The organism is Dactylosporangium sp. CS-047395 (assembly GCF_050942185.1).
Classification (GTDB): Bacteria; Actinomycetota; Actinomycetes; order Mycobacteriales; family Micromonosporaceae; genus Dactylosporangium.
In genome coordinates this window covers 2,980,918-3,007,203 of record NZ_CP192015.1, presented here as the reverse complement: position 1 = coordinate 3,007,203, position 26,286 = coordinate 2,980,918, and the positions used below count along the sequence as shown (strand labels likewise).

General features: G+C 71.1%; 22 protein-coding genes. 14 read left to right on the top strand and 8 right to left on the bottom strand.

Annotation, left to right across the window (positions count from 1 at the left end; all coding sequences use genetic code 11):
- The first annotated feature begins 81 nt into the window (after window positions 1-81).
- Genes ACQP00_RS14030 through ACQP00_RS14020 form a run of 3 tightly spaced genes read left to right on the top strand, consistent with a single transcriptional unit; the run spans window position 82 to window position 2,214 of the window.
- Window positions 82-1,053 carry a WD40 repeat domain-containing protein gene (locus ACQP00_RS14030; protein WP_433219012.1) on the top strand — a complete coding sequence of 324 codons (972 nt, stop codon included), beginning with the start codon at window positions 82-84 and terminating at the stop codon, window positions 1,051-1,053.
- A 20-nt stretch (window positions 1,054-1,073) separates the two neighbouring features.
- The gene (locus ACQP00_RS14025) at window positions 1,074-1,856 is read left to right on the top strand and encodes an SDR family NAD(P)-dependent oxidoreductase (RefSeq protein WP_433219010.1); all 783 of its coding nucleotides are present in this window, start codon (window positions 1,074-1,076) and stop codon (window positions 1,854-1,856) included.
- 58 nt (window positions 1,857-1,914) lie between these two features.
- The gene (locus ACQP00_RS14020) at window positions 1,915-2,214 is read left to right on the top strand and encodes a hypothetical protein (protein WP_433219008.1); all 300 of its coding nucleotides are present in this window, start codon (window positions 1,915-1,917) and stop codon (window positions 2,212-2,214) included.
- On the opposite strand, the gene ACQP00_RS14015 is transcribed toward ACQP00_RS14020, so the two are convergent.
- The 4 genes from ACQP00_RS14015 to ACQP00_RS14000 are packed head-to-tail and all read right to left on the bottom strand — an operon-like array spanning window position 2,196 to window position 6,762.
- The gene (locus ACQP00_RS14015; RefSeq protein WP_433219006.1) at window positions 2,196-3,776 is read right to left on the bottom strand and encodes a glycoside hydrolase family 43 protein; all 1,581 of its coding nucleotides are present in this window, start codon (window positions 3,774-3,776) and stop codon (window positions 2,196-2,198) included. The two genes, ACQP00_RS14020 and ACQP00_RS14015, sit on opposite strands and share 19 nt — an antisense overlap.
- Complete coding sequence (locus tag ACQP00_RS14010; RefSeq protein ID WP_433219004.1) at window positions 3,777-4,595, bottom strand: carbohydrate ABC transporter permease; 819 nt, start codon at window positions 4,593-4,595, stop codon at window positions 3,777-3,779.
- Window positions 4,592-5,464: a carbohydrate ABC transporter permease gene (locus tag ACQP00_RS14005; protein ID WP_433219002.1), complete on the bottom strand. Its 873-nt coding sequence runs from the start codon at window positions 5,462-5,464 to the stop codon at window positions 4,592-4,594. The genes ACQP00_RS14010 and ACQP00_RS14005 overlap by 4 nt, the downstream gene beginning before the upstream one ends.
- Window positions 5,461-6,762, bottom strand: coding sequence for an ABC transporter substrate-binding protein (locus tag ACQP00_RS14000; RefSeq protein ID WP_433219000.1), 1,302 nt, complete (start codon window positions 6,760-6,762; stop codon window positions 5,461-5,463). The genes ACQP00_RS14005 and ACQP00_RS14000 overlap by 4 nt, the downstream gene beginning before the upstream one ends.
- 139 nt (window positions 6,763-6,901) lie before the next feature.
- Between ACQP00_RS14000 and ACQP00_RS13995 the strand changes: the two genes are divergently transcribed.
- The 4 genes from ACQP00_RS13995 to ACQP00_RS13980 all read left to right on the top strand — a co-directional run bounded on the left by ACQP00_RS13995 (window position 6,902) and on the right by ACQP00_RS13980 (window position 10,952).
- Window positions 6,902-7,894, top strand: a complete 993-nt coding sequence (locus tag ACQP00_RS13995) for a LacI family DNA-binding transcriptional regulator (protein ID WP_433218998.1) — start codon at window positions 6,902-6,904, stop codon at window positions 7,892-7,894.
- A 207-nt stretch (window positions 7,895-8,101) separates the two neighbouring features.
- A complete protein-coding gene (locus tag ACQP00_RS13990) occupies window positions 8,102-9,097 on the top strand; it encodes a lysylphosphatidylglycerol synthase transmembrane domain-containing protein (RefSeq protein ID WP_433218996.1) in 996 nt (331 codons plus the stop codon).
- Between the two features lie 18 nt (window positions 9,098-9,115).
- Window positions 9,116-10,201, top strand: a complete 1,086-nt coding sequence (locus ACQP00_RS13985) for a glycosyltransferase family 4 protein (RefSeq protein WP_433218994.1) — start codon at window positions 9,116-9,118, stop codon at window positions 10,199-10,201.
- Window positions 10,202-10,211: 10 nt separating this feature from the next.
- The gene (locus tag ACQP00_RS13980) at window positions 10,212-10,952 is read left to right on the top strand and encodes a PIG-L family deacetylase (RefSeq protein ID WP_433218992.1); all 741 of its coding nucleotides are present in this window, start codon (window positions 10,212-10,214) and stop codon (window positions 10,950-10,952) included.
- Here ACQP00_RS13980 and ACQP00_RS13975 read toward each other — a convergent pair.
- On the bottom strand, window positions 10,927-13,071 hold the full coding sequence (locus ACQP00_RS13975) for a hypothetical protein (protein ID WP_433218990.1): 2,145 nt from the start codon (window positions 13,069-13,071) through the stop codon (window positions 10,927-10,929). The two genes, ACQP00_RS13980 and ACQP00_RS13975, sit on opposite strands and share 26 nt — an antisense overlap.
- A 108-nt stretch (window positions 13,072-13,179) precedes the next feature.
- On the opposite strand from ACQP00_RS13975, the gene ACQP00_RS13970 reads away from it, so the two are divergent.
- Window positions 13,180-14,289 carry an epoxide hydrolase family protein gene (locus tag ACQP00_RS13970; RefSeq protein WP_433218988.1) on the top strand — a complete coding sequence of 370 codons (1,110 nt, stop codon included), beginning with the start codon at window positions 13,180-13,182 and terminating at the stop codon, window positions 14,287-14,289.
- Here the strand turns inward: ACQP00_RS13970 and ACQP00_RS13965 are convergent.
- The 3 genes from ACQP00_RS13965 to ACQP00_RS13955 form a co-directional block, all read right to left on the bottom strand.
- On the bottom strand, window positions 14,283-16,271 hold the full coding sequence (locus ACQP00_RS13965; RefSeq protein ID WP_433218986.1) for a sulfatase: 1,989 nt from the start codon (window positions 16,269-16,271) through the stop codon (window positions 14,283-14,285). The genes ACQP00_RS13970 and ACQP00_RS13965 overlap by 7 nt on opposite strands.
- A gap of 96 nt (window positions 16,272-16,367) precedes the next feature.
- A complete protein-coding gene (locus ACQP00_RS13960) occupies window positions 16,368-16,508 on the bottom strand; it encodes a hypothetical protein (protein ID WP_433218984.1) in 141 nt (46 codons plus the stop codon).
- Between the two features lie 55 nt (window positions 16,509-16,563).
- A complete protein-coding gene (locus tag ACQP00_RS13955) occupies window positions 16,564-17,505 on the bottom strand; it encodes a sensor histidine kinase (RefSeq protein WP_433218982.1) in 942 nt (313 codons plus the stop codon).
- Between the two features lie 25 nt (window positions 17,506-17,530).
- Here ACQP00_RS13955 and ACQP00_RS13950 point away from each other — a divergent pair, with 25 nt between their 5' ends.
- The 6 genes from ACQP00_RS13950 (at window position 17,531) to ACQP00_RS13925 (ending at window position 26,286) form a co-directional block, all read left to right on the top strand.
- Window positions 17,531-18,151 (top strand): LuxR C-terminal-related transcriptional regulator, encoded by a 621-nt coding sequence (locus ACQP00_RS13950; RefSeq protein WP_433218980.1) that lies wholly within the window; start codon window positions 17,531-17,533, stop codon window positions 18,149-18,151.
- Window positions 18,152-18,214: 63 nt separating this feature from the next.
- On the top strand, window positions 18,215-19,177 hold the full coding sequence (locus ACQP00_RS13945; RefSeq protein ID WP_433223850.1) for a glycerophosphodiester phosphodiesterase family protein: 963 nt from the start codon (window positions 18,215-18,217) through the stop codon (window positions 19,175-19,177).
- A gap of 159 nt (window positions 19,178-19,336) precedes the next feature.
- Window positions 19,337-21,496, top strand: coding sequence for a DEAD/DEAH box helicase (locus tag ACQP00_RS13940; protein WP_433218978.1), 2,160 nt, complete (start codon window positions 19,337-19,339; stop codon window positions 21,494-21,496).
- Window positions 21,497-21,938: 442 nt separating this feature from the next.
- Window positions 21,939-23,693 (top strand): glycosyltransferase, encoded by a 1,755-nt coding sequence (locus ACQP00_RS13935; protein ID WP_433218976.1) that lies wholly within the window; start codon window positions 21,939-21,941, stop codon window positions 23,691-23,693.
- A complete protein-coding gene (locus tag ACQP00_RS13930) occupies window positions 23,690-25,258 on the top strand; it encodes a hypothetical protein (RefSeq protein WP_433218972.1) in 1,569 nt (522 codons plus the stop codon). Before ACQP00_RS13935 ends, ACQP00_RS13930 begins: the two co-directional genes overlap by 4 nt.
- Window positions 25,255-26,286, top strand: coding sequence for a glycoside hydrolase family 6 protein (locus ACQP00_RS13925; RefSeq protein ID WP_433218970.1), 1,032 nt, complete (start codon window positions 25,255-25,257; stop codon window positions 26,284-26,286). Before ACQP00_RS13930 ends, ACQP00_RS13925 begins: the two co-directional genes overlap by 4 nt.

The window sequence follows — 26,286 nt, the reverse complement described above, 5'->3', positions numbered from 1 at the left end:
ATTCCGGGGTGGCGGGTCGTGTTAGCGTCCGCCGTGGCTCTGAGATCATCCAGGTGGGTCGCGGTCGGTGTGGTGGCGGCGGTGGCCGTCGGCGTCGTCCTCGCGGTACTGGTGCGGCCCGTTCCTGAGCAGCACTGGATCGATGCCGGGCGGCTCGGGGTCGGTTCCGAGGCCGCGGCCGTGGCCGATGTCGCCTTCTCCCCCGACGGGTCGTTGCTCGCCACCGCCGGGGCCGATCACGCGATCCGGCTCTGGGACGGGCGGACGCTCGAACCGGTCGTCACCCTCGAAGGGCATTCCGGCGGGGTACGGTCGGTGGCCTTCTCCGCCGACGGCAAGACCCTCGTGTCCGGCTCCGACGACGACACCGTCAAGGTGTGGAACGTGGAGACGCGCAAGGCGGTGGGCACGCTGAACCACACCACGAACGCGTTCTACCACCGCAGCTACGGCAAGGTCGCGCTCTCCCCGGACGGGCGCTGGATGGCCGCGGCGTACTCGGCGTACAACGAGACCGGCATGGATCTGTGGGACGTGCCGCAGCAGCGGTTCGTGGCGGCGGTGCCGCAGATCAGCAAGCCGGTGCGGGCGATGGCGTTCACCGGCGACGGTGAGCTGGTGGTGGCCCTGCCCGACGACGATGCCCTGCGCCTGTACGGGGTGCCGGGCTGGACCAGGCTCGCCGAGCTTCCAGGGGCTGGCAACCCGTACAGTGCCGCGGTCTCCCGGGACGGACGGACCCTCGCCACCGGCGGGGCCACCGGTGAGGCGCGGCTGTGGAGCCTCGGCACGCGGACGAGCACGCGCACGCTCACCGCCACCGGGGAGCCCGCCGCCGCGGCCGGGGTGGCGCTCTCGCCGGACCTCAAGCTCGTCGCCACCGGCGGGCTCGACGACAAGGTGCGGATCTGGTCGGCCGCCGACGGGCGGCTCGTGGCCACCCTGCCGGGCGACGGGGACGTCAACAACGTCGCGTTCTCCGCCGACGGGCGGACGCTGGTGGCGGCGACCGACAAGGGTGGCGCGCACGTTTGGCGGCTGACGCGCACGTAGGGCGTGGCACGATCGGGTACATGCAGATCGACTTGACCGGGCGGACCGCGCTCGTCACCGGCTCCACCCGCGGCATCGGGGCGGCCATCGCCACCGGGCTGGCCCGGGCCGGTGCGCGGGTCGGCGTGAACGGCCGCAACGAGCAGTCCGTCGCCGAGGCCCTCGAACGACTGGGCGGAGGTGACTTCGTCGCGGCGCCCGGGGACGTGGCCACCGACGCGGGGGCCCGGGCGGTGCTGGAGGTGCTGCCCGAGGTGGACATCCTGGTGAACAACCTCGGGATCTTCGGTACCGTCGAGCCGCTGGAGATCAGCGATGACGAGTGGCGCCGGTACTTCGAGACCAACGTGCTGGCCGGCGTGCGGCTCACCCGCGCCTACCTGCCGCGGATGATGGAAAAGGGGTGGGGGCGGGTGCAGTACATCGCGAGCGACTCCGCCGTCGTCATCCCGGCCGAGATGATCCACTACGGGGTGTCGAAGACGGCGCTGCTCGGGGTGGCGCGCGGGTTCGCCAAGGCGGCGGCCGGCAGCGGGGTGACCGTGAACGCGGTGATCGCCGGGCCGACGCACACCGGCGGGGTCGAGGACTTCGTGTACGAGCTCGTCGACCGCGACCTGCCGTGGGACGAGGCCCAGCGCGAGTTCATGCGCAAGCACCGGCCGCAGTCGCTCCTGCAGCGGCTCATCGAACCCGAGGAGATCGCCAACCTGGTGGTGTACCTCAGCTCCACGTTCGCCTCGGCCACCACCGGCGGCGCGGTCCGCGTCGACGGCGGGTACGTGGACGCGATCCTGCCCTGAAACCGCCCGAGTTTGTCAAGATCTGTTACGAATCCGGCGCGAGCCGCGATGCACGAACATGGACGCCAAACTGCCACCCCTGCGGGCCGTCATCTACCTGCGCCAGATGACGTACCTGGATCAGTGCAACGCCCACGCCGACCGGCACGGCTACGACACCGTCGACACCGTGCACGATCCCGACGGGGTGCTGCTGCAGGAGCTGCTCAACCGGGCCCTGGGCGGCGAGCTCGACGTCATCGTCAGCTGGGACTACGCGAGTCTCCCGCACGACACGGTCCCCCGCATCGAGCTCGTCGCCCCCGCGGAACGGGGCTCACCGCAAGGCGAGCCCCAGCATCACCGCTGCGGCTTGTAGGTAGCCGCGGAGAAGTCGGCGGGCAGCCCGCCGCCGGTCAGGTCCTGGGCCCACAGGCCGAAGAACGCGCCGGTGAAGCCCCACGCCCGGGCCGTCTCGCCGTCGAACTCGCGGGCGTACTCGTCCGAGAGGATCGACGCGTCGAACGGGCCCCACTCGGTCTCGCCGCAGGAGGCGCGCAACGCGCCCCCGTCCAGGTCGAGCCGCAGCCGCACCGCCCCCGCCACCGGTACCGCCGGACCGTGCAACCGCAACCGCCCGCGATCGCTGGACAGCACGTCCACCGCCGCGCCCCGCCGCTCGTCGAAGCCGATGCGCAGGAAGTACCAGTTGCGGCTGTTGTAGTACGCGGTGATCCCGGCCATGTGCTGGAAGTGGGCCGGGCGGAACTCGACCGTCGCCTCGAACGTGGCGCGGGCGTGCTGGACCCGCCGCGCCACGAGGCTCTCGCCGGCCAGCGCGCCGGCCGAGCGGCCGCCGTGGATGCGCAGGTGGCCGGGGCGGGCCGCGGTGCTCACCCAGTCGCGGGAGGCCGGGCGGCGCAGGGTCGCCCAGTGCACGCCGAGTTCGGGGGTACCGAAGTCGTCGGTCTCGGGCTCGTCCGGCCACGGGTGGGCGGGGAGTTGCGGGGCCGGAACCTCGTCGTGCGGTACACCACCGTCGATCCGCGGCCATCCCGCCCCGGTCCACGTGACGCGCTGGATCGCCGTCTCCCGGCCGAGCACGCAGCGGCCGCGGGGGCTCAGCGGACGGCCGGTGAGGTGGGCGAAGAACCACTCGCCGGCCGGGGTGTCCACGAGGCTGCCGTGGCCCGCCTTCTGCAGCCGCAGGTCGGGCCGGTGCACCGAGGTGAGCAGCGGCCCGCCCGGATCCGTCTCGTAGGGGCCGAGCACGTCGCGGGAGCGGGCCACCGTCGCCTGGTGGAACCACTCCGTGCCGCCCTCGGCGGTGACGAGGTAGTACCAGCCGTCGCGCCGGTACAGGTGCGGGCCCTCGGTCATGCCCGCCGGCGTGCCCGTGTAGATGGTGACGGGCTCGCCGACGAGCTTGCGGGCGGTGCGGTCGTACTCCTGGGCGATGATGCCGTTCGCCCACGGGTTGCCCGGCCGCCAGTCGGTGCGGTTGGACAGCAGCCAGCTGCGGCCCTCGTCGGTGTCGTGGAAGAACGACGGGTCGAAACCCTGCGCGTGCAGCGGGACCGGATCCGACCACGGGCCCTCGATGGACGGCGCGGTGACGAGGAAGTTGGGGGTGTCCCAGAACCCCGAGTACGACTTCACGTCGGTGAAGACGAGGTGGAACAGACCGTCCGCATAGGACAGACACGGAGCCCAGACGCCGCCGGAGTCGGGGTTGCCGGTCATGTCCAGCAACCGCGGGCTGTCCAGCGCGCCGCCGATCGGCCGCCAGTGCACGAGATCGCGCGAGTGGTGCAGCCGCACGCCGGGGTACCACTCAAACGTCGACGTGGCGAGGTAGTAGTCGTCCCCGACGCGCAGGATGGACGGGTCGGGATGGAAACCCGGCAGCACCGGGTTGACGATGTTCAATCTGGTTCCCATCTACTTGCCGAAACCCGCGGCCAGCCCGCTGAGCAGGTGGCGGCGGCCGAACAGGTACAGCGCCAGCACCGGCAGCGCCGAGAGCACCACGGCGGCCATGAGACCGGGGACGTTGGTGCCGTACTGGTTCTGGAAGTTCCACAGGCCCAGCGGCAGGACCCGCTGCTCCTCGCTCTGGGTGAGCACCAGCGGGAACAGGAACCCGTTCCAGGCGCCCAGCCCGACGAAGATGCCGACGCTGGTGAGCCCCGGGCGGGCCAGCGGCAGCACGAGCCGGCCGAAGATGCGCCCGGCGGTGGCGCCGTCGACCGTCATCGCCTCGTAGAGCTCGCCCGGGATGTCGCGCAGCGAGCTGGTCAGCACCACGATGGCGATCGGCAGCGAGAACGCCGCCGTCGGCAGGATGATGGCGGTCAGCGTGTCGTACATGTGCAGCCGCGTGATGATGAGGTAGATGGGCACGATCACGGCCTGCGCGGGCACGGCCAGGCCGAGCAGGAACATGTTGAACGCGGTGCGGACCGTACGGTTGGGATTGCGCACGATGGCGTAGGCGGCCGGCAGCGCGACCGCGAGCACCAGGACCACCGTGCCCAGCGCCACCAGGATGCTGTTGAGCAGGAACGTGGGGAAGCCGAGGCTCCACAGGTCGGCGAAGTTGTCGAGGGTCAGGTCGCGCGGCAGGTCCAGCGGGCCGGCGTCGATGTACGACTCCTGCGTGCGGAAGCCGGTGACGACGATGTAGTAGAGCGGCACGGCCACGATGACGAGCCAGATCGTGGCGGCCGAACCGGCCAGGACGTTTCCGATCCGCTTCACGCGCCCTCCCGGTCGCTGGTCATCCGGTGGTAGCCGGTGGAGCGGACGACGACGATGGACAGGGCGGTGCCGACGAGCACGAGCAGCACCGCGAGCGCGCTGGCGTAGCCCATGTCGAAGCCGACGAAGCCCTTGATGTACATGTGCAGCGGCAGCACGCGGGTGGCGGTGCCGGGGCCGCCGTTGGTCGTCAGCAGGATCATCTCGAAGTACGTCAGCGAGCCCACCAGCATCAGCACGGACGAGGCGATGATGGTGTTGCGCAGCTGGGGCAGCGTGATGGACAGGAACTGCCGCGGCCCGGTCGCGCCGTCGAGGGCCGCCGCCTCGTACAGCGAGCGCGGGATCTGCCGCGTCGCCGACTGGTACAGCAGCGTGTGGAACGGCACGAACTGCCACGCGATGATGAACGCGATGACGTAGAGCGCCCGGTCCGGGTCCCCGAGGAAGTTGCCGTCCCCGATTTCCGCGGCCAGGCCGAAGTTCGGGTCCAGCAGCGCCACGAACGTGACCGCGATGGCCGCCGTGGACAGGAGCAAGGGCAGGAAGAACAGCGTCGACAGTACTGCCCGGGAGCGCTGCGGCCCCGCCGCCCACACCCCGATGAGCAGGGCGAGCGGGGTCTGCAGCAGCCACGACACGACCGTCAGCAGCAGCGTCCGGCCGGCCGCGCCGAACAGCTCGGTGTCGTCGCCGAGCGCCGTCCAGTTCGACAGGCCCGTCCAGACCGGATCGCCCAGCCCGTTCCACTCGGTGAAGCTGAGGTACACCACCGCGAGGACCGGCAGGATCCCGAACGCGGCGAAGAAGACGACCGCCGGCGCGGCCCAGATCACTCCGGGCCGTGCCGCCGCTTTCGCTGTGGTCATTTCGCCTTGGCCATGTTGGCCGCGAACGCGTCCGGGGTGATGTCGCCCAGGAAGAGCTTCTGCAGGTTGGTCAGCAGCTCGGTGCCGACCGACGGGCTCAGCGCCTGGTCCCAGGACTGGGTGAAGCTCGGCGCCTCGGACACCAGGTTGTAGGTGAACGTGGTGAAGTCCGCGTTCGGCTTGCTCTTGAGCGAGTCGCCGACGCCCTTGACCGCGGGCACCTGGCCGGCGTCGATGAGGCCATTGATGTAGTCCTCCGAGGCCAGCGACTTGACCAGGAAGTCGGCCGCCTGGTCCTTGCCCTTGGACGCGGAGTTCACCGAGTAGTAGTTGCTCGGGTTGCCCACGATCGCCTTCGGGTCGCCGGCGCCGCCCGCGTAGGCCGGGAACGGCACCACGCCGAGCTTGCCATCGGTGATGAAGCTCGGGTTGGCCTGCTGCTGCAGCGTGAAGTCCCAGCTGCCCATGAGGTGCATCGCGGCCTTGCCGGTCGCGATGAGCTTCGAGGCGCCCTGGTTGTCGTAGTTGACGCTGGCGAAGTTGGAGCCGAACGCGCCCCGCTTGGCCAGGGCCTGGATCTCGGTCAGGGCCTTGATGACGGCCGGGTCGCTCCAGGCGCCCTCCTTGCCGTCGGCGATGGCCTTGAACTTGTCGGCGCCGCCGATGCGGTCGAGCATGTACTCCAGCCACATGAGCTCGGTCCAGCCCTGCGACCCGGCCAGCGCGATCGGCGTGACGCCCTTGGCCTTGAACGTGTCCACCGCGGCCAGCAGGTCGGCGTAGGTCTTCGGCGGCTGCACGCCGGCGGAGGTGAAGACCTCCTTGTTGTAGAACAGCACGACCGGGAGCACGCCGAGCATCGGCAGGCCGTACTGCTTGCCGTCGACCTTGCCCACGTCCATCACGCTGGGCAGGAACTTGTCCTTGAGCTCCGGGCTCTTGGCGAGCAGGTCGTCGAGCGGCTCGACCTGGCCGGCCTTGACGAACTGGGCGAGGTTGCCGCCGCCCCAGTTGAAGAACACGTCCGGCGCCTGCGGGGAGCCCATGGCGACCTGGAGCTTCTGCTTGTACGCGTCGTTGACGTACGTGACCAGCTTGACCTTGCTGCTGTTGGCCTTGTTGTACGCGTCGATGCTCTTCGTGGTGATCGGGTTGACCGAGGCGTCCTGGATCGCCCAGACCTGGATGTCGCCGCCACCCGCGGCGGACTCGGTGCCTGGCCCGGCGGAGCCGCAGGCGGTGAGCGAAACAGCGAGCCCGGCGGCGATGACTCCGCGTATCAGCGCAGCAGTGCGCATTCGCCATCTGTCCTTTCGAGAAACATTTCGAAAAAGGCGGTGTGGGGTGTACGGTGCCGATCACAAGGCACCCCCCGCCACACCGGCAATGGTTTTCGAAACTCACAGGTGGCCCATGACGGCGAACGGCAGACCCACGATGGCCGAGATCGCGCGCGAGGCGCGGGTGGCCGTCTCCACGGTTTCGAAGGTTTTGAACGGGCACACGGATGTTTCGGCGAAGACCCGCCAGACCGTGGAGCGGCTGCTCGCCGAGCGCGGCTACCAGCGGCCGCGGGCGGCGAAGAACGGGCGGCGGCGCCGTACCGACCTCATCGACCTGGTCATCAACGAGCTCGACTCCGTCTGGGGCCTGTCGATCCTCACCGGCGTCGAGGAGGTCGTCGAGGAGGCCGGGCTGGGCCTGGTCGTCTCGGCCGTGCACAACCGGCAGTCGCTGACCCGGCGCTGGGTCGAGTCGCTGCTCGCGCGCGGCTCCGAGGGCGCCATCCTGGTCCTGTCGGAGCTGGCCGAACGCCAGCACGACGACCTGCGCCGGCGCAACCTGCCGTTCGTCATCATCGATGCCGTGAACCAGCCGCCGCCGGGCACCCCGTCGATCGGCGCGACCAACTTCGCGGGCGGCTACGCGGCGGCCGAGCACCTCGCGTCGCTGGGGCACCGGCGGATCGCGGCGATCGGCGGGCACGAGCAGTTCCAGTGCACCCGGGCGCGCATCGCGGGCTACCGGGCGGCCCTGGAGTCGGCCGGGCTGGCGGTGGATCGGCAGCTGGTGCGGTACGGAAACTTTCATCACGACGGCGGCCTGCGCGCGGCCGAGGCGCTGCTCGCGCTGCCCGATCCGCCGACCGCGGTCTTCGCCGGCAGCGACCAGCAGGCGACCGGCGTCTACGAGGCGGTCCGCCGGGCCGGGCTGACCATTCCGGGCGACGTGAGCGTCGTGGGCTTCGACGACCTCAACTTCGCCCAGTGGACCGCGCCGCCGCTCACGACCGTGCGCCAGCCGCTGCACGAGATGGGCGTGGCCGCGGCCCGCACACTGCTGCGGATCGTCAACGGCGAGCGCATCGAATCGCCGCGCATCGAACTGGCGACGGAACTCGTCGTCAGAGAAAGTACCGCTGCAGCCTAGGGCCTGTTTCGGAACTGGGGTGGGAGCTGCGGCGGAGTCCAGATTTCTCCTGCGTGTGCTCCGTGGAAGCTTGGATACCGGGGTTGTATCCGGGCTTTCGCGGAGTGCGCGCAGGGGGAATCTGGGCCCGCCGCAGCCCCGCCTCAGTTCCGAAACAGGCCCTAGCTCTTCAGCATTTCTTCAGGATTGCTCTGCTCAGCTGTCCGGATGGGGGTGAGGGCGCGCCGGGCGGCGCTGATGGCCGGCGCGGCGGGGCTCGTGGGCTGGGCCGCCGCCAACGTGGGCGAGGTCGGGGCGTCCTGGGGCGAGGCGTGGCGGCTGATCGCCCACCTCGGCTGGCGCTGGCCGCTGTTCCTCGGCGTCGTGTGGCTGCTCGGCCTCGTGGTGCACACCCGCGTGCTCACCGCGTCACTGCCCGGATTGTCGCACCGCCGCGCGCTCACGCTCAACCTGTCCGGCAGCGCCGTGGCCAACGTCCTGCCGCTCGGCGGGGTGGCCGGCACCGCGCTCAACCTCGGCATGGTGCGCGGCTGGGGGCACACCGGCCTCGAGTTCGCCCGCTTCGTGGTGGTGTCCAAGGCCTGGGACCTCATCGCCAAGCTGTTCATGCCGATCGTTGCCGTGGGTGTACTGCTCGTGGCGGCCACCCCCGGCGGGCACGTGCTGCTGTGGCTGCTGTGCGCGCTCGTCTGTTTCGCGGCCGGCGTGCTCGTCACGCTGGCCCTGCTCGGCCGGGCCGCCCCGCTGCTGCGCCTGGTCGCCTGGTCCGAACGCACGTGGTCCCGCCTGCGCCGCCGTCCCGACCCCGACCTCGGCTGGACGAAGGCCGCCGCCGCGCTCCTGGACGGCACCGACAGCCTCGTGCGCCGCCGCTGGGCCGAGCTCAGCTGGGGCATGGCGGGCTACTGGGCGCTGCAGGGCGCGCTGCTGTGGCTGAGTTTCAGAGCCATCCATGTGTACCTTCCGTGGCCCGTCATCCTCGCCGGGCTCGTCGCCGAACGCCTCCTGACCCTCGCCGCCATCACCCCCGGCGGAGCGGGACTCGTCGAGGCGGGCACCATCGCGGTCCTCATCGCGCTCGGCGCCGACCCGACCGGGGCGCTGGCCGGAGTCCTCGTGTACCGCGCGTTCGTCTTCGTCGCCGAGATCCCCGTCGGCGGTCTGGCCACCGCGCTGTGGCTGCTCGGCCGCCGCACCGCGTGACGGAGTGGAGTCCCCCCTTTGCGCATCGCTCATGTCACCGACGTGTACCTGCCCCGCCTCGGCGGCGTCGAGCTCCAGGTGCACGACCTCGCCGCCCGGCAGTCGGCCCAGGGCCACCATCCACTGATCCTCACGACGACGGCCCAGTCCCCCGCGGTGCTGGATGACATGCCGGTCCTGCGCGTGACCGGCCTGGGCGCCGGCCCGTACCGCCGGTTCGGCGGCCGCGCGCTCGACACGACCCTGCGCGCCCACGGCATCGAGGCGGTGCACGCCCACGTCTCGGCGTTCTCCCCGCTGGCCTGGACGGCGGCCCGCGCGGCGGCGACGAACGGCCTGCCCACCGTCGTGTCGGTGCACTCGATGTGGCACGACATCCTGCCGCTGGTACGCCGCTTCGCCCGCTGGGCCGACGCCTCCGCCTGGCCCGTGCAGTGGGCCGCGGTGTCGAGCGCGGCCGCGTCGGCGGTACGCGCGGCCCTGGACGGCACGCCGGTGGCGGTGCTCCCCAACGGCATCGACCCGGCCGCGTGGCTGCTGCCGAGTTCTGGTGCGGCCGACCGTCCGCCGACGTTCATCAGCGTCATGCGCATGGTACGGCGCAAGCGTCCCCGCGCCCTCCTGCGCACACTGCTCGCGTTGCGCGACGCGTACCCGGGCCGCTTCCGCGCGGTGCTCGTCGGCGACGGCCCGCTGCTGGCCGGCCTGCGCCGCGACGCCCCACCGGAGGTCACGTTCACCGGCGCCCAGGACCGCACGACGATCCGCGCCCTGCTCGCCGCGGCCGATGTATACATCGCCCCGGCACCGCGCGAGTCGTTCGGCATCGCGGCGCTGGAGGCGCGCAGCGCCGGACTGCCGGTCGTGGCGCGCGCGGGCAGCGGCGTCGCCGACTTCATCCGGCACGGCGTCGAGGGCTGGCTGGTGCACTCGGACGCCGAGCTGCTGAACGTCCTGTCGTCCGTGCTGGACGACCCGCGGCGGGCGGCGGCGATGGCCGAGCACAACCGCGCGGTCGCGCCGTGCGTACGCTGGGACACCGTGCTGGACGCGGCGGACGCATTGTATGCACGCGCCTTCTCGGGAGACCGCGCGCATGCGTAGCCGCACGATCGTGACGTTTCACGCACATCCGGACGACGAGACGCTCTTGACCGGCGGCACCTTGGCCCGCGCGGCGGCCGAGGGTCACCGGGTCGTCCTGGTCACCGCGACCCTGGGCGAGGCGGGGCTTGCCACTCCCGGCGCCGACCTGGGCTCCCGCCGCCACGCCGAACTGATGGCGGCCGCGACGGCGCTGGGCTGTGCCCGGGTGGTCGCACTCGGCTATGCGGACTCCGGCCTGGACTCCGCTGCCGACGTCACGGGTGCGCGTTTCGCGGATGCGCCCGTCTCGGAAGCGGCCGAGCGCCTGGCCGCCATCGTGCGCGAGGAGCATGCGGACGTCCTCACCGGATACGACGCGAACGGCGGATACGGCCACCCCGACCACATCCAGGTGCACAAGGTCGCCCGCGCGGCAGCGGCCCTCACGGACGTCGTCCTGTTCGAGGCGACCGTCGACCGCGCACGCCTGCGCACGGTGCTGGCGGTGCTGCGGGTCGCCGGCCGCCTGCTGCCGTCCCTGCCGTTCGGCGATCCCGCCCGGGTGTTCACCGCGCGGCGGGACATCACGCATGTCGTTGACGTCAGACGGTACGAGCGACAAAAACGAGCGGCCATGCGCGCCCACGCCTCCCAGACCGAGGGCGGCTCGGGCGTGCGCACCCTGGCCCTGCTGTCCCGCCTGCCCGGCCCGCTGTTCCGCGCGGTCTGTGGCCGGGAATGGTTCACGCGGACCGAGCGAGCTTCGTGAACGACAGCACGTACATGGTGCTCAACAACCATCCGGCGAGCGTGGCCAGGTTGAGCCACCACTCGGCGAGCCGGCCATACCTCGTGTGCGGGCTCGGGTACCACGTCGTGCGCTGCCCGAGCGAGATGAGCGGCACGACGGTGTCCACGGCGTACAGCACCGGGTTGAAACAGCGCACCTGCCCGTCCCCGCACGCATCCGACCGCGCGGCCTGAGCCGACCTCGCCGCGTCAGGCGGGATCCCGCCCGGATCGGCCGGATCGACGGTCACCACCCGCCCGTCAACGGCGTACGTGTTGCCGCGCGGGTCGGTCGCGCGCAGCGTGCCGCTGACCGCCGGCACATACAGCGACGCCGAAACCGCGATGAGCAGCACGAGCAGCAGCCACGCGGTCCGCTCGGCGCGGTAGCCGTAGCCGACCAGCCGCCCGTAGGCCGCGTCGAGCAGCCCGCCCGGACTCAGCCGATGCCGCCGCGCCGCCCGCCGGGCCTGATCGCGCCGCTCGATGAGGATCGCCTCGGCATCCGCGGTGTACCCGTGCCGCCGGAAGACCCGCGCCAGCTGCTCGTACGGCCCGGCGTCGTACTCGACCTGGCGCCGCAGCCACCTGAGCCGCGCCGCCCGGTCCCAGCGCGGATCCCCGAACCGGTCGTAGGTCATCCCGGACACCTCGATGCGCTCGGGCCACCGCTCCGGATCGTCCTCGAGCACCGTCGTGGTCAGATTGCGGAAGTCCACGCTCGGCTCGGCCACGGTCCAGAGCAACGCCGCCCCGCCCCGCGCGGCCGCGCCGACGGCCTGGATCGCATGGCCGCCCTTGTTGTCGGGGGACGGCCCGGGGCACGTGAAACTCCCGCGCCGCAGGTTGAGCCGCCCCTCGATCGTGCACCGATTGAGCACCACATAGCCGGTCGAGCTGAACCCGTCCCACAAACGCACCGAGTTGCGGACGACCGCCTGGAACAGGAAGACCGTACGATCGCTGCCATTGCTGATCGTGCATCGAGCGGCGTTGACCGCGCCCCCGATCACGGCGCCGCGGAACCCGAGGTAGCCACCGTCCGCGCTGAGCCGGTTGAGCTGCACCTCCCCACCGATGTCGGCCTGATCCGCCGCGAGCAACGCCCCACCGGCCATCGGTTCGCGCAGCGTCACCCCGGACAGCGCCAGGTTCCCGCGGATGCGCGCATCGGCCACCCGCACCGTCCCGGCGACATCGGCCCTCGCCTCCAGCGTGACGTGCGACCGGACGTCCGCCCCACCGAGATCGAGCGCGATCCCACCCGGGTGTTCGAGCCGGCACTCCCCTCCGATGGACACGGTGGTGAAATCCCCATAGGACAGTTCGAGCCCGTCCTCGACCCGGGTCGCCCCCTCGACGGTGAACGGTCCGGCCACCGAAAGCCGCGGCGCATCGACGCCCGCCAGCCTGGCGTCACGGATCAGCACCCGCCCCGCGACGGCAACGTTCCCGGCCGTAATCCGCCCACCTATGGTCGAACCGGTGACCAGCAACCCGCCGCCGATGGTGGCCTCGCTGAGATCCAGCGCTTCCAGCTGGGCATCAAAGACCTCGAAGGACGCTCCGACCCTGGCCCCGGTGACCCGGATCTCACCCCGAGCGACGAAACCGCGGGTGAGTCGGAGGCTTCCCCCGAGCTTGATCCGGTCGGCCCGCACCGTCCGCCCGCCCTGCCCGTCAATGGTGGACCCGTCCAGCAAAAGCCGCCGCCCAACCTCGGCCCCCCGCAGCCACACGGCGGCGGTGAACCGGCTGCCAATCCCGGGATGCGCCCCGACAATGCTCGACCAAGACAAATCGAGGTCGCCCCGCACATGGACGCCGTCAGCGAACAGTCCTGGCAGGCGCGTCGCGCCGGTGATGGCCAGCGCCCGGACCGACCCGCCGGTGAAGTCGGGCGCCTCGTCGAACGTGCAACCCTCGAAACGCAGCGGGAACCCGACGTCGACGCCGGCGAGGTCGAGCTTGTTGCGGACGCGCACCCCGGCGAGCCTCAAGCCGCGCGGGTCGACACGGTGCGCCGCATTGACGCACAACTCCCGCAACAGCGCCGCGTCGACGGAGCCGCCGCGCAGGGTACGGCCGGCAATCAGCACTCGACGTTGATGACCACCGATCCACACCCGGACCACGCTACCGTTCTCTCGGCGAACAACGAATGCGTCGCCGCGATCGACGCCTGCAGGCTGGCGTAGCGTTACGGCATGAGCGAGCCGTTCACCTCGAGCACCACGCCGGCGGAACTGGACGACCTGCGTGCGCGGTTGCGGGCCACGCGGTGGCCGGATGTGCCCGAGGACGCCGGCTGGGCGCAAGGCGTGGACGTCAACTATTTGCGTGACATCGCCACGTATTGGGCCGACGGCTTCGACTGGCCCGCACAGGAGGCCGCGCTCAACCGGCTGCCGCGGTTCCGGACCACCATCGGCGGGTACCGGATCCACTTCGTGCACGCCAAAGCGCCCCATGGTGACGGGTGGCCGCTGCTGCTGAGCCATGGCTGGCCCGACTCGTTCTGGCGGTACACCAAGGTGATTCCGCTGCTGACGGAGCTTGGCTTCGACGTGGTGGTGCCCGATATGCCCGGTTACGGCTACTCGGACCGGCCGACCGGGACGACGCCGCCGGACACGATCGCGGTCGCCGGGCTGTGGGCCGAACTCATGTCCCAGCTCGGCTACGAGCGGTTCGGCGCGGCCGGCGGCGACATCGGCAGTGGGGTGAGCCGCTACCTGGCGCTCGATCACCCGGAGAGGGTCGTGGCCGTACACCGGATGGACGCCGGATTTCCCGTGTTCACCGGTGACCGGGCCGAGCTGGCGCAGGAGGAGCGCGACTTCCTCGACAGCGCCGCCGCCTGGGGTGCGGCCGAGGGCGCGTACGCGGCCATGCACCGCACCAAGCCGCAAACCGCGGCCGTCGGCCTCAACGACTCGCCGGCCGGGCTGCTCGCCTGGATCGTGGAGAAGCTGCGCGCCTGGAGCGACTGCGGCGGCGACGTCGAGCGGGCGTTCACCCGCGACGAGATCCTCACCAACGTCACCATTTACTGGTTGACCGGCACCATCGGGTCGGCGATGCGCATGTACCGCGTCAACGGCGCCATCCCGCTCGCGCAGCACGCGCGGCGGGTGGAGGTGCCGTCGGGGTTCTCGCTGTACCCGGCCGATCTCGTCCGGCCGCCGCGGGCCTGGCTCGACCGGATCGCGAACACCGTGCGGGTCACCGAGCATGCGCGCGGCGGGCACTTCGCGCCGTTCGAGCAGCCCGCGGAGTACGCCGCGGAGCTCAAAGCCTTCTTCGAGCGCTACTGACGCCGGCGGGCGGCGAAACGCTCGATGGTCATCGTGCCGCCGTCGATCCGGGCGCCGAAGCCGAACTTGTACGTCGCGCGCACGGCCGGGTCGTCGAGGCGGACGAAGCGGCCGATGTCCGCTGTATAGAGGTACTGCCACGCACCGCCGGCCGCGATCGCGTAAGCGGTGATCTCGTCGCCGTGCAGCACGCAGGCCAGGCGCGCGTTCGGGCCCGGGTAGTTGATCGCGCCGTCCAGCTGGGTGACGCGGTTGCCGGTCAGCGTGCCAGCGATGCGCACGTCCCAGCCGGCGCGTTTCTGGCGGTGGTTGTACCAGGCGAGCACGTAGTTCTGCGCGTCCTTGACGAAGCCGGCGAAGAGCGTGTCCTGGGCCGTGGTGGCGGCGTTCGCGTACGAGCGCTGGCTCACGATCGCGGCCACGTTGTCGGCGCCGACGGCGAGGGTCGAGCGCAGCAGCGCGAACGCCGGCGAACCGCCGGCGGTGACGGTGAGCGCGCCGCCGCTCGCCGCGACCGTGCCCGCGCGGCTCTCCGGGGCCGGGGCGAGCACCGTGAATCCGCCCAGGCCGGCGTCGAACTCCTGCTCCAGCAGCGCCGTCGGGAAAGCACCTGGCGAGGGCGGGAACCGGTCCACGTCGCGCAGGTGCGCGTCGAGCGCGGTGCGCAGCTCGGTCGCCTTGGCCGGCATCGACGCGGTCAGGTCGGTCGTTTCGGCCTCGTCGGCGATCAGGTCGTACAACTCCTCGTGGTTGTCGTGCAGTCGCCGGAACAGCTTGTAGCGGCCCTTGCGCACCGACGCGCTGGGCAGGCCGGGGTCGTGCCAGTGCGGGTACACCCAGAAGAGCGCGTCCCGGGCAGGTGCGGCGCCGCCGTCCAGCAATTCCGCGAAACTGACGCCGTCGGCCTTCTGACCGGCGGATGCGGCGATGCCGGCCGCCGCCAGCAGGGTGGGCATGAAGTCGACCGTCGACAATGGAGCGTCGACGACGCGGCCGCCGGGTGCGCCGGGGCGGTACGCGATCATCGGCACCCGGACGCCGCCCTCGTAGAGGGTCGCCTTGGCCCCGCGGAACGGCACGCTGGTGTCGGTCGCCGAGTCGCCGCCATTGTCGGACAGCAGCAGGATGATCGTGTTGCCGGCGATCCCGAGCGAGCTGAGCGTGTCCCGGATCCGTTTGACGCCGCCGTCGATGACCTCGAGCATCGCCGCGAGCACCGGCTTCTTGCCCGGCTGGCCCGCGCCCGGCTTGGCCGCGTACTTGTCGATCAGGGGCTGCGGCGCGGCGAGCGTCTGGTGCGTGGCGTAGTGCGAGAGGTACAGGAAGAACGGCGATCCGGCCCCGTGCGCCCGCGTGATGAAGTCCGTCGCCTCGAGGTTGAGCCGGTCGGTCAGATACTCGTTGTCGAGGCGCTGCGGCAGGTCCGGCAGCATGAAGTACGGGTAGAAGTAGTCGCCGTCCGCGATGTACTGCTGCTCGGACGCGATGACCTCGTCGAACCCGTGCGACCAGGGGTTGCCCGGCCGGTCGCGGACAGGTCCGGTGTAGGTCTCGGAGAGGTGCCACTTGCCGATCAGGCAGGTCCGGTACCCCGCGCCGCGCAACGTCTCCGGCAGCGTCTGGAAGCTGGTGGGCAGGAAGTCGTCGCCGCCGGGTCCGAGGAATTCGGTGATGCCGACCCGGGCCGGGTACTGCCCCGTCATCAGGCTCGCGCGGGTCGGCGAGCAGACCGGCGCCCCGGAATACCCGGCCGTGAACCGGATCCCGTCGGCGGCGAGCCGGTCCATGTTGGGCGTCTCGTTGAACGTGTTGCCGTAGCAGCCGAGTTCCCGGCGCGCGAGGTCATCAATCAGGATGACCACGATGTTCGGCGGCGCGGCGGCGGCAGCGGTGGCCTCGGTCGCTTCTCCGGTCAGCGCGACCGCCGCCGCTCCGAGGCCTTTCAGGACGGTCCGTCGATCGACGCTCGCAGATTTCCCCACGCGGCTCACGGTACGGCCGCGCGATTCTGCCGTCGAGACCCCGACGCATTGAGGCCCGGCCGCGTGGTGCCGGCCGGGCCTCCGCGCTACACAGCGCTAGTTGCCGGACTTCGACGGCTTCTGCGAAAGGGCACTGCCCGCGGCCTTCTTGTCGGCCGTCGTGGCGTCGGGGTCGCGCAGGACCTCGCTGGCCGCCTTGGCCGCCTGCTCGCTGGTCTGCTTCGTGTTCTCAGCCATCGTCACTCCCTCGCTTCTGTCCATCCACAGCAATGGTTGCCCATTCGCGGCCCAATTAACCTTGATGCGGGAAAACGGCCGTAACCTGCCAGCCATAGGTGAGGGTGCCGCCCGCCGCCGCCACGTCCGCGGCGAGACTACGCAGGCCGAAGCCGTCCTCCTCGGCCGGACGGCTGGTGACGCTCAGTGTCGATGCAGTGCCGTTCTCTCGTACGGTGATGTCGACCGTCGCCCCCGGCCCGTCATGCCGCAGCGCGTTCGTGGCCGCCTCGCCGACGAGCCGATGCGCGATCTCGGGCAGCGCGTCGAGCCCGTCAACGGTTCGCACATCGAGACCGGCCGCGCGCAGTCCGGCCAGCCGTCCGTCCAGCATTTCGGTGACGTCGGCCGGAGTTTCTCCCGCGAGCGCGCGGCGGACTTCGGCGAGGGCGTCGCGGCCTGCTTGCAGGACTACCTGGAGACGCTCGGCATCGGTGGGCGACAGTTGCGCCGTCGCGCGCAATGCCTCGCCCTGCACGAGCATGACCGTCATCGTGTGCGCGAGGCTGTCGTGCAACTGCCGCGCGAGCCGCTCACGCGACCGCGCGGTTTCGGCCGCCGCCCGCTCCCGCAGCAGTTCACCGCGCTCGAATCCGGCCAGCCAGGTGACGATGAGCGCGACGGCCGCGAGCAACCCGCCCTCGATCGGCCCGTGCCGCACCGCTCCCGCCACGGTGACGAGCACGAATGCGCCGCCGCAGGCCCCGAAACGCACCCACCGCGACCGCTGCGTGGCCGCGAAATACACCGCGAGCGCCACGGGCAGATAGCCGACCGCACGCGCCATGCCGAGCAGCGAATGCGCCGCCGTGGCCCCGGCGATGAGCATGACCGCGGTTCCCGGATACCGCCTGCGCAGCACCAGCGGCACCAACTGCGCAATTGCGAGCGGCCACGACACCACCGCACTCGACAGCGCGAACAGCACCGCCACCAACGCGTACAGTGCGATGTCCACGTCGCGCCCCCTCTACGATCGGTTGATGATCCGGCTCGCGATCGTCGACGACCAGGCCCTCGTACGCGAGGGCCTGAGCCTGATCCTCGGCGCCCAGCCCGACCTGTCCGTCACGGCAATCCTGGCCGACGGCGCTGAGCTGCTGGAATCCGCTGTCGATGTGGACGTCATTCTGCTCGACCTGTACCTGCCCGGCCAGGACGGGGTCGCGGTCCTGCAAGCGGTGCGCGGTCGCGGCTACACCGGCCGGGTCCTGATCCTGACCACGGTCGGCAGCGCCGCTGACGTGCAACGCGCCCTGGCCGCGGGCGCGGACGGCTTCGTCCTGAAGGACGCCACCGGCGACGAACTGGCCGCCGCCGTCCGCGGCGCCCACGCGGGCGTCCGCCCGTTGAGCGCTTCGGCGGCGGAACTCCTCTGGCCGCGGCAATCCGCTCGCGTTCCGACCGTCGATTTGAGCACCCTGACCACACGCGAACGTGACGTGTTGCGATCGTTGGGCCAGGGCCAGAGCAACCGCGACATCGCCCGCACATTGTCGCTCGCCGAACGAACGGTCAAGACGCACGTGAGCAACATCCTGACCAAGCTCGATGTGGCGAGCCGTACCCAGGCGGCCTTGCTGGCCCAGGCCCTAAAGGACTAGCCGCCCTACGTCCTTGGCCGGTGTCGCTCCGCCGCCCGGCTTGGCAGGCTCCTTCGGGTGCGAATGTTCCGCCGTTGGTACGTCATCACACTCATCGTCGTCGTGCTGGCCGGCCTGGCCCTCTACCTCGGCAACCGCTCAACGGATCCCGCCCCCGGCCGCCCGTACCTGCTCGCCCACCGCGGCATCGCGCAGACCTTCGACCTCCAGGGCGTCGAGGCCGACACGTGCACGGCGACGAGGATCCACCCACCCGAGGTCCCGTACCTGGAGAACACGCTGCCGTCGTTACGCGCCGCATTCGCCGCGGGGGCGGACGCGGCCGAGATCGACGTCCAGCTGACGAGCGACGGCCAACTGGCGGTCTTCCACGACGCCACCTTGGACTGCCGCACCGACGGCACCGGCACGGTCGGCGACCACACCCTGGCCGACCTGCGCAAACTCGACCTCGGCTACGGCTACACCGCCGACGGCGGCAAGACGTTCCCCTTCCGCGGCAAGGGCGTGGGCCTGCTCCCGACGGTTCCCGAGGTCTTCGCGGCGATCCCCGACCACGACCTGAAGCTGGACCTGAAGCGCGACAACGCCGCCGACGGTGAGGTTGCGGCCGATTTCCTGCAAACCCTGCCGCCGTCCCGCATCGCCCACATCACGGTCACCGGCGGCGACGCGGCCGTCTCGGTGGTCGCCGCCCGCCTCCCCCAGGTGCGCACGTCGTCAAAGTCCATCATCAAGAAGTGCCTGCTCTGGTACGCCGCTGAGGGCTGGACCGGCCACGTCCCGTCCGACTGCCACCACCGCGAACTCATCGTGCCCATCACCTACGGCAAGTGGCTGTGGGGCTGGCCGAACCGGTTCGTCGCCCGCATGCGGTCAGCCGACACGCGTGTGGTCCTCGTCCAGTTCGTGGGCGACTGGTCAGCCGGCTTCGACACCCCCGCGGACGTGTCGACCCTGCCCAAGGGCTGGACCGGCGCCGTCTGGACCAACCGCGTCGACGTCGTCGCACCGCTTGTGCGTTGATCGCTTCCGGCCGCTTCGCCTCGCGCCGACATCGACCAATCGCGGCGGGTCGGCCGTTTCAACCTGGCTGAACGTCTCCCGGCTTCAAGGCGCTTGCGGGCGAGCGGTGGTGGCCGAGTGTGGGTACGTTCAAGGCATGTTGACGAAGGGCCGGTCGCCTTGGTCGCCGAGGTAGCGGCTCCGCCGAGCCGGCGGGAGACGCGTGCGCTGCTCGCCCGGGCGGGCCGGCTCCAGGCCGACGCCGAGACGATCGTCGGCGCGCTCGAAGCGGCGCGGGCCGAGGTCGTCGCCGCGTACGAGGTTGCCAGTGAGCCGCAGGTCTGGGACGCCGTCGGGAAGATGTCGATCGAGACCGTCAAGGACACTGTGGACGGCCGGGCGCGCCTCGATGAGCTGCCCGCGCACGGCATCCGGTCCGTGGCCGACGTGCTCGAGGCGGGCCCGGAGCGGCTCAAGCGGGTGCCGGGCATCGGGGAGGTCGCCGCGCGGAAGACCATGCACGCGGCTGAGCAGCTCAAGCGGGCAGCGCGGGACTCGTTGCAGTTCCGGATCGCGTTCGACCCCAAGAACGCCGAGCTGACCCGGTTGGTGCGGTCCCTTGCCGTGTACGGGCTGGTCTGGGACGCCGCCGGGAAGTACGAGGGCCAGGCCAAGAAGCTGGCCGGCGAGCTCGGCACGCAGCGGCCCATCGCCGCGCCCGCCGAGGCTGGGCGGCTGCGGCGGATGTTCATGCGCGCCGGGGACAAGGCCGTGGCCGACGAGGCGGCACAGCAGGTGCGCGCGTTGGTCGAGGGCGCGGACGGGCTGTCCGAGGCGGCCGATCAGGTGCGGGCGATTCGCAAGCCCAAGGACAAGCAGGTCTGGCGCGACTTCGAGCGGCGCTCCGCCGAGTACTACGGGCTCCTCGGGCAGGTCGTCGGGCTCGGCGGGGACGTCGCGGCCAGCGAGGGGTTTCTGCCCGCGGACATCGTCGAGCGGGTCGGTGCGCAAAAGCTTGACACGTCACGTCTTGATGCGGGGCTGCGATTGCGCGGGTACCAGTCGTTCGGCGCCCGGTTCGCGCTCGTCCAGCGGCGGGTGGTGCTCGGGGACGAGATGGGGCTCGGCAAGACGGTGCAGGCGATCGCGGCCATGGCGCATCTGGCCGCGCGGGGGGCGACGCACTTTCTGGTGGTCTGCCCGGCCAGTGTGCTCATCAACTGGGCGCGTGAGGTCGATAAGCATTCGAGCATCCCCGTGGTCAGTCTGCACGGAAGTGGACGGGCGCGGGCGATTGCGAGATGGCGTACCGGCGGCGGGGTCGGGGTGGTGACGTTCGGGTCGCTCGGCGCGCTCCAGTTGCCCCCGCCCCGGCCGGCCATGCTCGTGGTGGACGAGGCGCACTATGTCAAGAATCCGGGGGCGCAGCGGTCGCAGGCGGTCAACCGGGTCGCGGCTGAGTCCGAGCGGGTGCTGTTTCTCACCGGGACGCCGATGGAGAACCGGATCGACGAGTTCCGGGCGCTGATCGACCATTTGCGGCCCGAGATCGCCGGGGAGATGGGTCGCGAGCACGCGGCGATCAGCGTCGAGGCGTTCCGGCGGGCGGCCGCTCCGGTCTATTTGCGGCGCAATCAGTCCGACGTGCTGACCGAGCTTCCCGAATTGGTACAGGTTGACGAGTGGGAGGAGTTCGGCCGCGAGGACGGCGCGGCGTACCGGGAGGCGGTGCGGGACGGGAACTTCATGGCGATGCGCCGCGCCGCGTTCGCCGTGCACCGCGCGCAGGACTCGGCGAAGCTCACCCGGCTGCTCGAACTCGCGCGCGAGGCGATGGCCAACGGGCGCAAGGTCGTCGTGTTCTCGTACTTCCGCGATGTGCTCACCGCAGTGAGCACATCGCTCGGCACCGATGCCCGCGGCCCCATCACGGGATCGACGCCGGTCGCCGACCGGCAGCGCATCGTCGACGAGTTCACCGCCGCCAAACGTCCCGGTGTCCTGGTCTGCCAGATCGAGGCCGCCGGCGTCGGCGTGAACATCCAGGCCGCATCGGTCGTCATCCTGTGCGAGCCGCAGGTGAAGCCGTCCATCGAGGCGCAGGCGATCGCGCGGGCGCATCGGATGGGGCAGGTTCGTACGGTACAGGTGCATCGCCTGCTCATCGCCGACTCGGTCGACGAGCGGATGATCGAGCTGCTCGGCTCGAAGGCGCAACTGTTCGACGCCTACGTCCGGCACAGCACCATCGCGCAGGCCTCACCGGGCGCCGTGGACATGTCCGAGGTACAACTGGCCCGGATGATCGTCGCGCAGGAGCAGCAACGGCTGGCGGTCTGAACCCGGCTCCGGAACGCTACGCCTCGACGGCCGGAAGGCGGTCGAGGAGCGGAGCGCGAGATCGGCCCCGCAGCGAGACTGCATCGCCGAATCAAACAACATTCACCTCTTCAGGCGCATGACGATCAATGTAGCGCCTGAGTGAAATGCGCCAATAATTTGAGTCACCCGTTTGGGCTCGACCGTTGAGCGGCGGCCCGGCTCCGAACGAAGCCGCTGTTGGTGCCGCCTGTCGCGGCTCTACGGGCGCTCATCCGATGTAGTCCGACTAGTGCCCGGGCAGACTTCGTCGTGCCGCCGGGCCTTTTGCCCGGCTCCGGGATTCGACTGCGACTGAATGCCGCGACTCAATCGTCGCCTCGCTGGCGCACGCCTTCGTTAGGGGTCATCGTTGTCTTCGGTACCGAGGTTGCGCGCACGCCGGGGATTCCTCCTTCCGGGCGTGATCACGGTCGCCGGTGCGCTCCTCGGCCTGGCACTGCTGCGGGCCGGCCTGTCCCCCGCGGTGGCCTACGCGGCCCAGCTGGTGGTGGCCACCGAGGTCGCCTTCCTCGTGATGCGGACGCGGTGGCTGCGGTTCCACGCGGCCCGCGCCACCGGGGCCGCGATCGGGCTCGGCGGCTTTCCGCTCCTCGCCGACGTGATCGGCCCGATGCCGGCGTACTGGCTGCTCACCTTGGTCGTCCTGGGTGTGGACGCGGTGCTGGACCGGCACTGGTCGGTGCGGGCCGGCCGGGGCCGCCACGCCGCTGCGAGCCGGCCGGCGCGAGTGCTGCCCGTGGTGGGCACCGGCCTGCTCGGGGCGTACGCGGTCACGGCTCGGCTCGACGCGGTGCTCGCCGTGATCTCGCTGGTGATGCTGACGGTGGCGATCACGACGCTGGTGTTCCAGCTCTACAAGTGGTGGACGCCCGAGCACAACGATCCGGGCCGGTACGGCGAACCGGACGCGCCCCGCCTGCCCGGCGTGATCCTCGTGCCGATGCGTCACGAGGAGTCGGTCGCGGCCAACACGCTCGAGCGCCTGGCCGGGCTGCGTCACCCGAACTATCTCGTCGTGCCGATCATCGACCACCCCGACGACCCGGGCACCGCGGCCATCGCCCACGACGTCGCCCGGCGCCATCCGGGGCGGGTCGTCGTGTGCCGGTACCCCGAGGACACCGACGTGCACAACAAGCCGATCGCCCTGAATGCGGCCATCGCGATGCTGCAGGGAGCCGGTGTCCGCTACGAGTGGGTCGGCGTCGCTGATGCCGAGGACCTGTTCCATCCCGATCTGCTCCGCATGGTCGACTACCGGTTCCGCACCACCGGCGCCGGCATCGTGCAATGCGGCGTACAACTGATGAACTTCGCTTCCGACCATCGCGGGCAGCCGGTCCCGGCCGGGGCGGGCGGGCGGCTGCGGCGCTGGTGGCGGTCGAACACCTCGGCGTGGTGGCGCGCGGCCAACGTCCTGGAGTACTACAAGTGGTTCCAGTCCCGGCTCAAGCTGCAGGCCGCGATCGGGGTCATGCCGCTCGGTGGCAACACCGTGTTCTTCCGGCGCGGCTTCCTCGAGGCGCTGCACCGCCGCAGCGGCAGATACTGGGACGAGGCCTGCCTGACCGAGGATTGCAAGATCGGCATTGTCGCCTCGGTGCTGGGCTACAGCGTCGACGTCGTCTACGTGGATGCGATGGTGACGCAGGAGGAGACGCCGGGAAGCCTGCCCGCGTTCGTGCGCCAGCGGGTCCGCTGGATGCAGGGGTTCATCCAGGTCTTCGGCGAACGGGACTGGCTCTGGCTGCCGACCCTGACCCAGCGCGTGCTCGCCGTCTACGTGCTCGGCTTCCAGTTCTTCCAGGCCCTGACCGGTCTGCTCGCGCCGGTCGCGCTGGCGGTGGCGCTGACGTACAAGGCGCCGATCGTCATCACCCTCGTGGCGACGCTGCCGCTGGGCCTGAGCGCCCTCAACATCGTGCTCGATGTGGTGCTGCTCGCGCAGTTCACAAGAGCCTTCCGCGTTCGCGCAAGGCTGCGTGACTACGCGGGACTGGTCCTCGGCGCCTACCCGTACCAGATCGTGCTGAGCATCGCCGCGGTGTGGGCGACATGCCGGTTCCTGACCGGGCGCAACGACTGGGTCAAGACCGTGCATCACGGAGCCCACCTCCCGCAGCCGGTGCCCACCCCGATCGGCGTCGCCGCGTGACCGCCACCGTGCTGGCGGACGTCGTCGACATCCGCGAAGGCCTACCCCCGCGGCGTCGGGTCGCCGTGTCGATCGACGAGTGGTGGCGCCGGCACCGCCGAAGTCTCCTGGTGCTGGCCCCGATCCTGGCCGCGGTCGCCGCCGCGCACCTCTTCGGCGCTTCCGGCGCCAGGTACGTCGACGATCCGGGCACCTACCTGTCGCAGGCCTGGGCGCTGCGGTACGAGGGCAGCCTCTCGCCGTACTCGTACTTCTACGACCACGCCCCGGCCGGCTGGATGCAGATCGCGCTCTGGGCGGCGCTGACCAATGGCTTCGACCGGTACGACTCGGCGCTCGCCTTCGGCGTGGAGTGCATGCTGCTGGCCAAACTCGCCAGCACCGTGCTGATTTTCGCCCTCGCCCGGCGGCTGGGGTTCCCGCGCGTCGCCGGGGCTGCCACGGCGCTCCTGTTCGGCCTCTGCCCGCTCGAGGTCGTCTATGGCCGCTGGACCTTCCTGGACAATCTCGTGGTCCCGTGGCTGCTCGCGGCTCTGGTCCTGGCCGCCTCACCGCGGCGCAGCATCCTCGCCGCCACCGGCGCGACGCTGTGTTTCGCGATGGCCACCCTGACCAAGGAGACGGCCCTCGTCCTGCTGCCGGCGTTCGCCTGGGCCGTCTGGCAGAACCTCGACCCGCGCAACCGGGCTCAGGTGCTCGCCGTCGCCGCGTGCTCCGGTGCGCTGCTGATGTCGTTGTACCCCCTGTTCGCCCTCTACAAGGGCGAGTTCTTCGCGGGTCCGGGACACAACAGCCTCCTCGGTACGGCGCACTGGCAGCTCGTCGACCGCCCGTCCAGCGGCTCGCTCCTCGACCGGGACAGTGCGGGACGGGCGCTGCTGACCAGCTGGCTCGGGTACGACCGAATCCTGCTCGTGCTCGGGGCGGTCGCGGCGGCGCCGGCGCTGTTGATCCGCCCGCTGCGGCCGGTCGTGGCGATGCACGCCATCCAGTGGTTCGTGCTCATCCGCGGCGGCTACGTGCCCTTCATGCACGTCATCAATCTGGTGCCGGGCAGTGCGCTGCTCACGGTCGGCGTCCTGGTCGCCGTCGGCGGCCGGACCGCGGCACCTTCCTGGCGGCGACTGGTCGCGCTCGGCGCCGGGGCCGCGCTGGCCGGGACGGCCGCGATCGCCTGGACCGGGCCGCTGCTGCAGGCGGCGGAAGCGGGGCGCCCAGCGCTGCGCTCGGCCGAGCTCTGGGTCGCCGACAACGTGCCGCGCGATGCCCAGCTCGTCGTCCACGACGCGATCTGGACGGACCTCGTGCACCACTACGGGTTCGACCCGCGGCCCATCATCGTGTACAAGCTCGACACCGACCCGGCCGTGCAGCGCGCGACCCGCAGGGTGGACTACCTAGTCCTGCCGAACTGGTACTACGAGACGCAGGGCGCGGATAAGTACCCGACCGTCATGGAGGCGCGCCGCCACGCCATCGTCGTGGCCGAGTTCGGCGGCGGCAGCGACGGCGTGCGGATCTACCGCGTTAGCCGGTTCTGGCAACCGACGTGGAGCGGCCGATGACCCGGCGAAGCCGCGCGATCGCCGCGGGCGCCGTCCTCGCCGTGCTCGCCGCAAGTGGCTGCGCGGCCCGACCGGACACCGCGCTGCATCCCGAGCCGCCGGCCCGGACGTTCGTCCCGCTGCGCCACCCGTTCCGCGACGCCCGGCTGGTCGTCGACCGCGACACGGCGGCGGGACGCTGGCAGACAGCCCATCGAGCAACCTGGCTGGACCCGATCACGTCCGCCCCGCAGGCCCGCTGGCTCAACGGTCCGCAGGACCTCACGGCCGTACCGGCGCTGATGAATCGGGCGGCTCGGACCGGGACCCTGCCGGTGTTCGTCGCCTACTACGTGCCGAACCGTGGCTGCAGCGGCTTCGCGGAGGGCGCGCCCCGCGACGCCGACTACGACGCGTGGATCGACGGGCTGATCCGGGCGCTGGGCGCCACGGCGTCGGTCGTCGTGATGGAACCCGACGCCGTACTGACGGACTGCTTCACGAACGAACGCGCCGCCCTGCTGGCGCGCAGCGTGCGGCGGCTCACCGACGCTGGCCACTCCGTGTACCTCGACGCGGGCCACGCCAACTGGCGCCCCTCCGGCGAGGTCGCCGAGCGGCTCCTGCGTGCGGGGATCGAGCACGCCGAGGGCTTCGCCGTCAACGTCGCGAACCGGCAGACGACCGAGGAGAGCTACCGGTGGGCCCGGGAACTCTCTGATCTGGTCGGCGACCGAGAGTTTGTCATCGACACGTCCCGGAATGGGCTCGGGGCGCCGCCGGACGAACCCGGCCGTGACGACGAGTGGTGCAATCCCGCGCACCAGGCCCTCGGCGAGGCGCCGACCACCGCGCCGGGCCGCCCCGGCCTGGCCGCCCTGCTGTGGATCAAGCCGCCGGGCGAGTCCGACGGCCACTGCGGCGGCGAGACGACCTATCTGTTCTCTCCCGGCCAGGCAAGCAACCTCGTGGCCAACACACCGTGGGTGCCGGAACCGGTCCGCCGGCTCGCACTCGCGGCTCGAACCGATTCATCAGGTCAGTCGTGA